Genomic DNA, 11,821 nt, shown 5'->3' with positions numbered 1-11,821 from the left:
ATGGTCAATGCGACAGACATTTTTTCGACGGGGACTTTCGTGGGACGCGTCTTTGATCCGAAGGTCGAGGGGCCGGCATTGGTGGTGGTGCGCGGCGAAGATGTCGTCGACATCACCTCAAAGGCCGTGCCGACGATGCGCGACCTGCTCGAACTCGACGATCCCGCAGCCTATGTCGCCAAGGCGACCGGTCCCGTTGTCGCAAGACTGGCCGATCTACTGGCGGCGTCAGCCGGCTCGCTGGATACCGGAAAACTTCACCTCCTGGCACCCAACGACCTGCAGTCGGTCAAGGCCTGCGGCGTGACCTTCGCCCGGTCGATGATCGAACGGGTCATCGAGGAGCGCGCAGCGGGCAACCCCGATCTCGCCGTGAAGATCCGCGAAAAAGTCACCGCGATCATCGGCGACAGCCTGCGCGACCTGAAAGCCGGCTCTCCTGCCGCCGCCAAGGTCAAGGAAGCCCTGATCGAGGAAGGCATCTGGTCGCAATATCTCGAGGTCGGCATCGGTCCGGACGCCGAGGTCTTCTCCAAGGCGCAGGTCCTGTCCTCCGTCGGCCACGCCGCGGATGTCGGGTTGCACCCGATCTCCAAGTGGAACAATCCCGAGCCGGAGGTCGTGCTCGCCGTGAATTCCAAGGGCGTAGTTCAGGGCGCCACGCTCGGCAACGACGTCAACCTTCGCGACATCGAGGGACGCTCGGCGCTGCTGCTCGGCAAGGCCAAGGACAACAACGCCTCCTGCTCGATCGGCCCGTTCATCCGGTTGTTCGATGCCACCTATTCGATCGACGACGTGCGCAACGCCGAACTCGGCCTGACGGTCGAGGGCGAGGACGGTTTCGTCCTGCACGGCAAAAGCTCGATGAAGGAAATCAGCCGCGATCCGCTCGATCTCGTCTCCCAGACGATCGGCCGCCATCATCAGTACCCTGACGGCTTCATGCTGTTCATGGGCACGCTGTTCGCGCCGACGGAAGACCGGGGCGCGCCGGGTCAGGGCTTCACGCACAAGATCGGCGATATCGTCACGATTTCGAATGATCGCCTGGGTTCGCTCACCAACCGCGTGCGCCTTTCCACGGAATGCGCTCCCTGGACGTTCGGCGCATCGCATCTGATGCGCAACCTGGCTGCCCGCCAGCTTCTTTAACCGTCATCGAGCTGCGCCCCGCCGCTTGCAGGCAGGCGGGGCGCAGCAAAAGGTGCCGCATGTCCGGCCCCTTCTATGCCTTGCCCGACCGGATCATCGAAAAATAATCGTCGCCGCCGACCTGGCCTCCCTTGAGGGCGATCTGCAGGCCGTCTGCCGGGCCGCCATGGGCGATGCAGAGCGGCGAGCCGGGCGTCTGCGGCAGCGGCATCTTCAGCGTGAGGGCAGAAATGCCCATTTCGCCGAGTGCGTGGCTGGATGTGTCCCCCCCCGCCACCACCGCACGGGAAAGCCCGGCGCGCGCTACCAGCTCCGACTGGATACGGCCAAGTGCCCGCCCGAGGCGGTGGCGAGCGCCGGCGGATGAATCGAGTTCACCGCCACGGTCCGCCGATGGACCGAGCGCCGTGTAGAGCACGACGCTGCGGCCCTGCGCCAGCACCTTGAGACCCGCATCCGCCGCCGCCACGATGCTCGCATCGGCGCCATCGCCTGACAGCGCGAGCGGATCGAGCGTGACACCATCGAACCCGTTGGCAAGCGCATGGCGGATCTGGCGTTCGGTGGTCGGCGACACGCTCCCCGAAACGACGGCGATGCGGTCCACGGACCCGGCATTCTCGAAGGCCGGCTTTTCGCCGATCAGGCCCTCGTTCCGCCAGGCGGGGATGAGGGCGTATTCGACCCCGGAGGACCCGCAGACGAAGCGGTTCACCTGACGCAGCCTGTTCCAGAGCAGAGTGCCCGCCGCCGCCTGTGTCGATGCATCAAGCACGTCGAGCAGCAGGATGTCGGCGGCTTCCGGCTGGGGCCGCTCCAGCAGGGCGACATTGTCAATGAGGGCGCTGGACAATGAGGTCTGGCGCGAAAGATGCAGGAGCAGGTTGGCCTCGTCCATCGGCGTGACGGGATGGCGCGACATGACCGGGTGGCGGTCGATGCGATAATTGCAGCCCTGATAGGCGGCGAAAAGCTCACCAAAGGCCGTATAGCGGCGGATCTGCGGGGCGCCGACGATGAGGGGCACGGTCCCCTTGCCGAAAACCGCCCGGCCGATTTCGATGGCCCGGCCGATATTGCCGACATGCGGCGCGGAATCGAAGGTCGAGCAGACCTTGTAGTGGCAGAGGTCGGCATCGAGCGTCTTCAGCCAGCCGAAGGCGTCGCGCAGATGAACCTCCATCCAGTCCGGCGTCTCGCTGCGGCTGGTGCCGGCAAGACCGATGGCGCGTGCGCCCGAAAACCGCGACAGCAAGTCCGGATCCGGCACCTTCAGGAAAAGCACGGTTTCGACGCCGTTGGAGGACAGCGCCTCCATGACGTCCGTCGAGCCCGTGAAATCGTCGCCGTAGTAGCTGATCAACGGTCGCGTCATAGCTCAGGACGCCTTGCCATCGGCAAATTTGTCAATGGATTGCGCAAGTTCCGGATGATCCTTCGCGTAGGTTTCAAGCGGCACGCCCGCGACCGCCGCCTCCCAGGCCTGCCTCACCGCCTTCACGCCCGCTCCTGGTCCACCCGGATGGCTGACGATGCCGCCGCCGCAGAGATAGAGCAATTCGGTTGAGCCGCCGGTCGCCGCGATCGTATCGGGCGCCTGCCCACCCCACTGGCCGGAGCCGATGACCGGAAGCGCCACATCCTTCGGCGAAAACAGCGGCGTCGTGACAGCCTTGTAGGAGCGCACGAAACTCTCGTCCGGTTCCCAGTATTTCACGCGGATGCCGTTGATCTGGAACTGGTCGACACCGAGCAGGCGCCAGAACTGCTGCCAGACGGAGAATTCGAAGCCGAGGCCGGCATGGCGCGTGAGAATATCCCAGCCGTTGCGATGGGCGTGCAGCACCAGGCCGGAACGCTTGCGCAGGAAGGACAGGCCGCTGAAGCCGATGGAGTTGATGTTGACGACCGCGCAATTGCCGCCGGCTTCCAGCACCATATCGTGGTTGCGCATCATCTCGTCGGGATCGGTGTGGCTGATGCCAAAGGCATACATCACCTTCTTGCCAGTCTTCTGCTCGTGAGCGAGGATTTTCGGCATGATCGCCGCGACACGATCCTTCAGCGACGAGTAGGCCGGGCTCATCAGTTTTTCATCGTCCTTGACGAAATCGACGCCGGCCTCGATCAGTTCGCCCACCATTTCCGCGGTTTCATGCGGCCTGAGGCCGAGCGCCGGCTTGACGATGGTACCGATGATGGGACGATCCTTGACGCCCGTCAGCGCGAAACTACCCGCAATGCCGAACTGCGGCCCCGGATGGGCGGCGGCAAATTCCTGCGGCAACTGCATGTCGACGATGCGAATGCCCGTCATGCCCTTGATGGAGAAGACGCCGCCGATCGCGATGGTCATCAGCGCCGAAAGATCGGTGCCGATCGCATCGAACGGAAAATCGATATCGACATCCGCGCGGTTGAACAGCGTCGCAGTGCCTGCCTCGTCGGGAAAGGAAGCCCGGTCCGCCGGCGGCAGGGGACGGATCGCGACGACACGGGCGGCCACCCGCGCCTTCAGCTCCTCCGTCTCCCCCGGCAACGCCACGAAGGTGCCCGTCGACTGGTCGCTGGCGATCTTGATTGCCATGGCTTCTACCGAACCGGGTGTCTCTATCCGATAGGTCAGACGGATCACGTTCTCTCCTCCCGCCAGGGCGGCGCACTTGTTCAATCTCTCCAACTGGTATAATGAGTATTTATGTTATTGCAAGCCAATTACGGCAAAGCTGTTGCGCCAAGGGAACTTGGTGCATATTCAAACCTGTCGAAATCAGGTGAATCATGAACGTCGTTTCCGAACCCATCGTCCGCAAGAAACTCTCCGACGAAGTCTTCGCTCGCCTGAAGCACATGATTGAAACGGGCGAACTGAAGGCCGGCGACGAGATGCCCTCCGAACGCGAACTCATGGAACGCTACGGCGTCGGCCGTCCCGCCATCCGCGAGGCGATGCAGGCGCTTGCCGGCAAGGGCCTCGTGGAGATTTCGCAGGGCGAGCGCGCCAAGGTGCTGCGCATCACCGCCGAATCCATCATCCGGCAGGTCGACCTGCCAGCCAAGATGATGCTCTCCGGCTCCTCCGCCTCGCTGGAATACCTGAAGAGCGCCCGCATCTTCTTCGAACGCGGCATGATCCGCGAGGCCGCCGCCAGGGCGACCCCCGCCCATATCGCCGAACTTCGCGCCCTGCTCGACAAGCAGAAGGAAAGCCTCGGCGATGCCGATGCCTTCATCGATGCCGACATGGAATTCCATCAGTGCATCGCCGCGATCTCCGGCAACCCGATCTTCGCTGCGGTCAGCGGCGCGATGCTGGGATGGCTGAAGTCCTATCATACGGAAATGCTCATCTGGACGGGCCGCGAGACTTTCACGCTCGCCGAACACGAGGAAATCATCCGCGCCATCGAGAACGGTGACGCCGACATTGCCGAAAAGGCGATGATCAAGCACCTCGAACGCTCCCGCGCGCTCTATGCACTCAAGGAACGGACGTGATCGTTCAGAGCACGATCTCGACGCAGCCATAGGGCGGCAGGCTGACCGGTTCGCCTGAAGCCAGCTCCGTACGTTCGGCATCGATCGCCAGAATTTTGCGCGGCCTTGCGGCCAGGGCGACCGCCTGCGTTTCCGGCGTTATGTTTGCAAGCAGAAGCCGCTCGCCCGAAGCCAGCCCGAGCACCGCGTCAGGCCGCGAGGTTTCGACCGAGACCACCGCTTCGCCAGCCAGCGCACCAAGACGCGCCAGCACATGCGCCGGAGGCCTAAGCTCTCCCCTGGCCGTCGCCTCGCCCTCCCCGGCAACAAGCCCGAAGGGGCCGGCCAGCGTCGAAAGCGTCAGGACCTCTAGCCCGGCCGAAGCGACCGTTGCGGCATAGGCCAGTGTCCAGGCCGCACCGAACGCGCCGTTGTGCCGCGGATCGACATTGGCCATGGGAATGCGGGCACCGGCGGGGTTCTCCTTGGTCGCACGGCCATAGGGGTTCTGCCGCATGGCGATCGTCGAGGGGCCGATGCGATAGGGCTTGCCGGCGTAGATCGCGCGGGCCGAACCGACGACAAAGCGCAGCGCCTCGAAGGTCTGCATGACGGAAAGATCGTCCGCCGCATGCACGGTCGGGCTGGTGCAATGGCTGATGTAGTCGAGTTGGCCGGCAGGCACGCGCTTGCGGTTGAGCTCCGTGAAATAGCTCATCATGCCGCCGCCGAGCCGCAGGCCGGGGAAAGCCGCACGCGCCGCGGCATAGACATCCTCCAGCGGCGGGCACGCCGGCCATGGGCTGCCTGGCGGTGTCGACTGGCGATCCACCGAAGGGCAGACGAACAGCGTATCGAGCGGCAGGCCGGCCTTCCTGACAAGCGTGGCGAGCTCGGCCATTTCCGATCCCGGTGGATGCTTGCAGGGCACGGCAAATTCCAGCGTCACCTTAAGGCCGGATCGCGCGGCGATCTCCGCATATCCCTCCAGCGCCTCGATGCCGTGGCTGGCGTCCGGGTCGAAATGGGCAATCAGATGCCGCGCGCCGATCGTCTTCAGGCTATCGAGCGCCGCACGCTCCTGCGCAAGGCATTCAGGCCGCAGACCGGCACCGATTTCGGGGAATGCTTGCTGCGTCTTCGTCAGTCGCAGTGTAATGGCCTCGGATGTCCGCGCGGCTGGACGTGCATCGTCTTGCGCCCGGATTTCGACGGATACCTGCTGGGTGAAGGGCTCGCCCTTCGGCACGCGATAGGGCCATGGCAGCGCGAGCGGCCGCACATAGGTCTTATAGGAGCCATCCGTCCAGTTGCGCTGGTCCTCCATCTCGAAGACGTCGCCGACGAACTCGGTCGTCGCCTCGATGCCGGGTGCCACGCGGTGGGTGATCGCGGCGATGTCCTTGAAGGGTTGCCACGGCTCGATCCGGTCCGGCCAGCGGGCTCGCTCGATGCCGCCATCGCCATGGCGGATCGTGACAGGCTCGCCCGCCACGCCGACGACCGGATGCAGCACGACAAAGCCGGCCCGGGCCGTCTCGAAATCGGCGTCGCTGACGCAATCGGCCGAAAAGGTCACGGCCCGCCCGGTGCCGGAGATCGCCATCGTGCAATCGAGACTGGCGCCGGACGGCGCACGGAAGCGGGCGCTATACCTGATGGAAAAGCCCCGCCTCGTTTCCTCGGTGGCAAGGTCCGTTATTGCCGCATTGCAGGTTCCCCAATCCCTGTCGCGGACGAGGAACGCGATGGCGCGCAGCACCTCATGCCCACGGTATTTCAGGCTGCGAAGATTACCATCCTGAAGCGTCACGCTCAGATCGCCGGCAATGAGCGTTCGGCTTTCCGGCTCGCGCTCGCGCGTCCCATAGAGCCGCAGCAGGTCCGCGCTCATCCCGGAAGCTCCCCCAGTCTGACGGTCTCGCCGCGTTCGGCACTGAGATAGGCCGCCTCGACGAGGGCGAAGGTCTTGAGGTTGTCGCGGCCTGACGTGTCCGGTTCCCGGCCGGCGACCAGTCGCTCGATCCAGTGCTTCTGGATGAGCGCGACGCTCTCCTGAATGTTGTGCCAGGGGCGCGAGGCCCAGGGCAACAGGTTCGGCGCAACGATGCTTTCCGTCGTACCGTCCGGGCCGTGGACGGTGAGCCTGTAGTCCTTGCCGAGACGCAGCGTGCCCTTACTGCCATCGATCTCGACAAGGGTTTGCGGGAAGGGTTCTTCCGGCAGTTTCGTCGCGTAGCTGACATCGACGATCGAGGTGATACCGTTGTCGTGGTCGAGCAGCATGGTCGCCACATCCTCGCCGGCGATCTCCGGGTTGATGCGCGTCGTGCGGGCCGTCAAGCGGCTTGCATCGCCGAAGAGGAAGCGGGCAATGTCCAGCGAATGGATGCCGAGATCCTCGATGATGAAGCGCTTGCCTTTCGCGAGATAGGGCTGGCCGGAGAAGACGTCGAAACCGGAGCGGAAGGAAACGCGGCCCCAGAAGGGCGTGCCGATCGCGCCGCTGTCCAGAACGTCCTTCACCGCGAGAATGGGCGTCTGCCAGCGGAAATTCTCATGGATCATCAGCGGAATGCCGGCCTTGTCGGCTGCGGCGACCATGGCGCTCGCATCGGCCAGCGTCGGCGCGAAGGGCTTCTGGCAGATTGCCGGAACCCTGTGGGCCGCCGCAAGCTCGACCAACGCCCGATGACTGCCGACCGTCGTCGCGATATCGACGAAATCGAAACCGCCATCGGTGAACATCTCGTCCGCCGAATGGTAGCGCCGCGCCACGCCGAACTGATCGCCGACGATTTTCAATCGCTCCGGATCGCGGTCGCAGATCGCGACGATCTCGACATCCGGCAGATCCCGCCAGCCATGCATCTGGTTGACGGCGAAGAACCCGCAGCCGATCAGCGCCCCCTTGATCTTCGCCATGTTCAACCTGCCTTTGCCATCTGCATGAGGGTGACGCGCTGCTGCAGGCGGCGCTGCGCCTGATCGACCACCACGGCCACGATGATCACCAGCCCCTTGATCACCATCTGCCAGAACGAACTGACCCCCATCATCACCAACCCGTCGGAAAGAATGCCGATCACGAAGGCGCCGATGATCGTGCCGCCGATCGTGCCGCGCCCGCCCGACATGGATGTACCACCAAGAACGGCCGCCGCAATGGCGTTGAGTTCGAGATTGGTTCCCGTCGCCGGATGCGAGGCCATCAGTTCTGACGAGACGATCATGCCGACGATGGCCGCGCAGAAGCCGGAGAACATGTAGACGAACATCTTGACCCGGTTGACGCGGATGCCCGACATGCGCGAGGCACGCTCATTGCCGCCGACCGCAAAGATATGCCGGCCGAGCGGCACGAAGCGGGCGAAATAGGCCGCTCCCAGCGCCACGACGATGAGGATCCAGACGGAAACGGGAAGGCCGAGGATCGAACCGGAGCCGAGATAGCTGAAGCCCTGGTTGCCGAGATCTTCGCGTCCCGTGAGATTGGGCAGCGTCTGGCCGTCGGAATAGAGCAGCGCCATGCCGCGCGCGACATAGAGCGTGCCGAGCGTCGCGATGAAGGGCGCGACGTTGAGCCGGGTGATCAGCAGGCCGTTGACCGCGCCGATCAGGATGCCGACCACCATGACGATGACCGCAACCTCGACGACGTTGAAATAGACCGTGTAGCCGAGCGGCAGCGCCACGCCATACATGATGAGACCGCCGGCGATCATGCCGCACAGGCCGACGATCGATCCCACGGACAGGTCGATGCCGCCGGTGATGATCACGAAGGTCATGCCGATCGCCAGAAACGCATTCTGCGTCGCGTGCTTCGACATCAGGATCATGTTGGCGGTCGACAGGAAATTCGGCGCGAATATCGAGAAGAAGATGATGACCGCAAAGAGTGCGATGAACGTCCTCAGCTTCATGAGCGTGAGCAGGGCGGCTCCGGTGGAGAGGCCGTTGCCGGTGGCGGCAGTTTGCGTTGCTGTCGTCATCACGCGTGCATCCTTTTGGTTTTATGTCCCTCTGCGGAGGCCGAGACGATCATTTCCTCGGTGGCGTCCTTGCGGTCGACCACCGTCACAAGACGGCCGTTGCTCATCACCGCGATACGGTCGGAAAGCGCCATGACCTCCTCGAGGTCAGACGTGGAGAACAGGATGGCGAGCCCCTCGCCCGCCAGCCGCCGCATGGTGCGGAAAACGTCGGCCTTGGCGCCGACATCGATGCCACGGCTCGGCTCGTCCATCAGCAGAACCTTCGGCCCGGTCATCAGCGCCTTGCCGATGACGACCTTCTGCTGGTTGCCGCCCGACATGGAGGTCACGTCGAAGTCCGGGTTCTTCGCCTTGATCGAAAGATTGCGGATCGCCTCGAGAACCGCCTTCTTCTCGAGCTTGAGATCGATGTGGAAGCCGCCCTTCAGAAAGCGGCCGAGGCTCGCCATGGAAAGATTGTCGGCGATCGACATGGATTGCACGAGCCCTTCGCGCTGGCGGTCTTCCGGGATCAACGCGAGGCCCTCGCGGATGCGCCGCGTCGTATCGCGCCCCTTCAGTTCTTCGCCCTCGATGAAGATCCTTCCCGTAGCGTGTTCGTGGCGGCCCATGATGCATTCGAAGAATTCGGAGCGCCCGGCGCCCATCAGGCCATAGATGCCGAGGATTTCGCCCTTGCGCACGCCGAGCGAGACGTGATCGACGGCATAGCCGCCCTGTGCGCGCGGCAGGCAGATGTCCTGCGTGCGAAAGACTTCCTCACCCGGCTCGTGATCGAGCTGCTTGGCGAAATCCTTGGCATCGGAGCCGATCATCGAGCGCACGATCCACTGCGTGTCGATATCCCTGACCATGGCATGGCCGGTGATCTGGCCGTCCTTCAGCACGGTGATGTAATCACCGATGCGCATAAGCTCTTCCAGCCGGTGCGAAATATAGACGATTGCGACGCCGCGCGCCTTGAGGTCCGCGATGACGCGGAAGAGCACATCGACCTCCGCCGCGCTCAACGCCGAGGTGGGCTCGTCCATGATGAGGATACGGGTGTCGAGCGAAACGGCACGGGCGATCTCGACGAGCTGCTGCTGGCCGATCGGCAGGTCTTCCGCCAGCGTATCGGCGGAAATGCCGGCCTCGAGGCGATCGAGAAACGCATTGGCCTTCTCGACCTGTGTCTTGTGGTCGATGCCGCGCAGTCCGCGCGTGATTTCGCGGGTGGCGAAGATGTTCTCGGCGACGGAGAGGTTGCCGAAGAGATTCAGTTCCTGAAAGACGATGCCGATGCCATGGCGTACCGCGTCCGCGGGGCTGTCCAGATGGATGCGCTCACCGTCCATCCAGATCTCGCCGAGCGTCGGCCGCTCGACGCCGGCGATGATGCGCATCATCGTCGATTTGCCGGCGCCGTTTTCACCGACCAGCACATTCACCGCGCCGCGCCGGAGTTTCAGGTCCGCCTTTTTCAGCGCCACGATGCCGGAATAGGCTTTGGTGATGTCTTTCAGTTCGAGAATGACGTCGCCGTCGTCGATGCCGTTCATCCTCAGCCTCCGACGGTAACGGTAGCGGGAACGAGCAGTGGCAACTGGCCCTTGGCCGGCAACGGATAGGCGCCGGTCGCCTTGAGCGTCTTGCCGGTCAGCCCCTCGCGCGGCAGCTTCTCCAGCAGCGCACCGTTCACATAGCTGTTGAACGACTTGCCGAACTGCGCCCATTCGATCTGGTTCTTGAAGGCGTTGAAGTCCATGAAATCCAGGCTGTCGCGCAGCGCCGTGCCGCGGATCGCCGGACCGATCGAGACCCGGACATCCGCCTTGGCGTCACCATCGACGTCGACATCGACATAGCCGGCGCGGGATTTCGTTTCTTCCGCGACGATCACCCCGTCGACGGTGGCGATGAAGGTCCAGGGTGCATTGCCCTGTCTGGCCTTGTAGCCGTATTTCTGGCCGGCCTCGTCGGGATTGGCGAGGGTCGCCGCCAGCACCTGCGGCAGTGGAGCGGCGCGCTTTTCGAGATAGGGCACAACCTTGGCCTCCCACATCTCGGCAACCAGCTTGTCGGGATCGAAGGCGCCAGCCTGATCCTCCCTGTCCTTGTCGGCGGTTTTTACGAATTTGCAGCCCGCAAGCCCGAGAGCGGATGCAAGCACGATGACGGCAGCGGCCTTGAAGCGCATGAATAGGGTACTCCGGCATAGGGCGAGGCGCGGAATGGCAATCATCCCGCGCCCGCGCGCTTCGAAGATCAGTCCTTCATCGCGAAGGTATCGAGCTTGTCGGCGTTGTCCGCATTGATCAGCACGCAGTCCATCAGCTGCTTTTCTTCAGCCGGCTTCTTGCCGCTCGTGATGAAGTCGTGCGCCTGTTGAACGGCAAGCTGGGCCTGCGCATATGCCGGCTGCAGCACGGTGGCCTTGATGCCGTTCGCCTTGATGGAGTCGCGCACGTCGTTCGAACCATCGAAACCGACGACGATCACGTCCTTCTTGCCGGCGGCCTGCAGGGCTGCGATGGCGCCCATGGCCATCGTGTCGTTGCCTGCGATGACGCCCTGGATATCCGGGTTGGCCTGGAGGATGGTCTCCATCTTCGAATAGGCTTCCGTCTGGCTCCAGTTGGCCGACTGCTGCGCGACCATCTTCAGGTCCGGATATTCGTCGATGACATCGTGGTAGCCCTTCGACCGGATGCCCGCATTGGTGTCGGATTCCTTGCCGACCAGTTCGACATAATTGCCCTTCTCGCCCATCAGCCTGACGAACTCCTCAGCGCCGAGCTGCGCGCCCTGATAGTTGTTCGAGACGATCTGCGAGACGGCAACGCCCGCGGCGTTGATTTCGCGGTCGATCAGGAAGGACGGAATGCCGGCGTCCTTGGCCTTCTGCACGGCGGCGACCGAAGCGTCGGCACCGGCATTGTCCAGGATGATCGCCTTCGCGCCGCGCCCGATGGCCGTATCGATCAGCTGGGACTGCTTGTTGGCGTCGTCATCGTGCACGAGGATCAGGGTTTCGTAGCCAAGCTCCTTAGCCTTGGCTTCCGCACCGACCGCTTCGGCCTTGAAGAACGGATTGTCATGGCTCGGAGTGATGACGGCGATAAGGTCGGCGGCGAAGGACGGCATGGCAACGCCAGCCGCCATCACGGCAGCGAAACCGACGGTGATCAGTCTGCGGGTAATGTTCATAT

10 protein-coding genes are annotated in these 11,821 nt (G+C 63.7%); 2 read left to right on the top strand and 8 right to left on the bottom strand.

Annotated features, from left to right (window positions below; translation table 11 throughout):
* Positions 1-1,155 carry a fumarylacetoacetate hydrolase family protein gene (locus WA950_RS14665; RefSeq protein ID WP_424552450.1) on the top strand — a complete coding sequence of 385 codons (1,155 nt, stop codon included), beginning with the start codon at positions 1-3 and terminating at the stop codon, positions 1,153-1,155.
* A 73-nt stretch (positions 1,156-1,228) separates the two neighbouring features.
* Here the strand turns inward: WA950_RS14665 and WA950_RS14660 are convergent, their stop codons facing one another.
* Complete coding sequence (locus WA950_RS14660; RefSeq protein WP_424552449.1) at positions 1,229-2,530, bottom strand: four-carbon acid sugar kinase family protein; 1,302 nt, start codon at positions 2,528-2,530, stop codon at positions 1,229-1,231.
* Between the two features lie 3 nt (positions 2,531-2,533).
* Positions 2,534-3,790 carry a 3-oxo-isoapionate-4-phosphate decarboxylase OiaX gene (gene oiaX / locus WA950_RS14655; protein WP_424552448.1) on the bottom strand — a complete coding sequence of 419 codons (1,257 nt, stop codon included), beginning with the start codon at positions 3,788-3,790 and terminating at the stop codon, positions 2,534-2,536.
* A 146-nt stretch (positions 3,791-3,936) separates the two neighbouring features.
* On the opposite strand from oiaX, the gene WA950_RS14650 reads away from it, so the two are divergent.
* A complete protein-coding gene (locus tag WA950_RS14650; protein ID WP_424552447.1) occupies positions 3,937-4,653 on the top strand; it encodes a transcriptional regulator NanR in 717 nt (238 codons plus the stop codon).
* A 4-nt stretch (positions 4,654-4,657) separates the two neighbouring features.
* On the opposite strand, the gene apnL is transcribed toward WA950_RS14650, so the two are convergent.
* From apnL to WA950_RS14620, 6 genes are all read right to left on the bottom strand, one after another.
* Positions 4,658-6,526: a D-apionate lactonase gene (gene apnL, locus WA950_RS14645; RefSeq protein ID WP_424552446.1), complete on the bottom strand. Its 1,869-nt coding sequence runs from the start codon at positions 6,524-6,526 to the stop codon at positions 4,658-4,660.
* A complete protein-coding gene (locus tag WA950_RS14640; RefSeq protein ID WP_424552445.1) occupies positions 6,523-7,557 on the bottom strand; it encodes a Gfo/Idh/MocA family protein in 1,035 nt (344 codons plus the stop codon). Before WA950_RS14640 ends, apnL begins: the two co-directional genes overlap by 4 nt.
* Positions 7,558-7,559: 2 nt before the next feature.
* Positions 7,560-8,627, bottom strand: a complete 1,068-nt coding sequence (locus WA950_RS14635) for an ABC transporter permease (RefSeq protein WP_424552681.1) — start codon at positions 8,625-8,627, stop codon at positions 7,560-7,562.
* Positions 8,627-10,171: a sugar ABC transporter ATP-binding protein gene (locus WA950_RS14630; protein ID WP_424552444.1), complete on the bottom strand. Its 1,545-nt coding sequence runs from the start codon at positions 10,169-10,171 to the stop codon at positions 8,627-8,629. Before WA950_RS14630 ends, WA950_RS14635 begins: the two co-directional genes overlap by 1 nt.
* 2 nt (positions 10,172-10,173) lie before the next feature.
* Positions 10,174-10,809, bottom strand: coding sequence for a DUF2291 family protein (locus WA950_RS14625; RefSeq protein ID WP_424552443.1), 636 nt, complete (start codon positions 10,807-10,809; stop codon positions 10,174-10,176).
* Positions 10,810-10,877: 68 nt separating this feature from the next.
* Complete coding sequence (locus WA950_RS14620; RefSeq protein ID WP_424552442.1) at positions 10,878-11,819, bottom strand: D-ribose ABC transporter substrate-binding protein; 942 nt, start codon at positions 11,817-11,819, stop codon at positions 10,878-10,880.
* Between the last annotated feature and the right edge of the window lie 2 nt (positions 11,820-11,821).

The sequence above is a fragment of the Shinella sp. genome (assembly GCF_049651085.1).
GTDB lineage: Bacteria > Pseudomonadota > Alphaproteobacteria > Rhizobiales > Rhizobiaceae > Shinella.
Note: the sequence above shows the minus strand (reverse complement) of the source record. Positions and strands in the feature narration are given on the sequence as shown.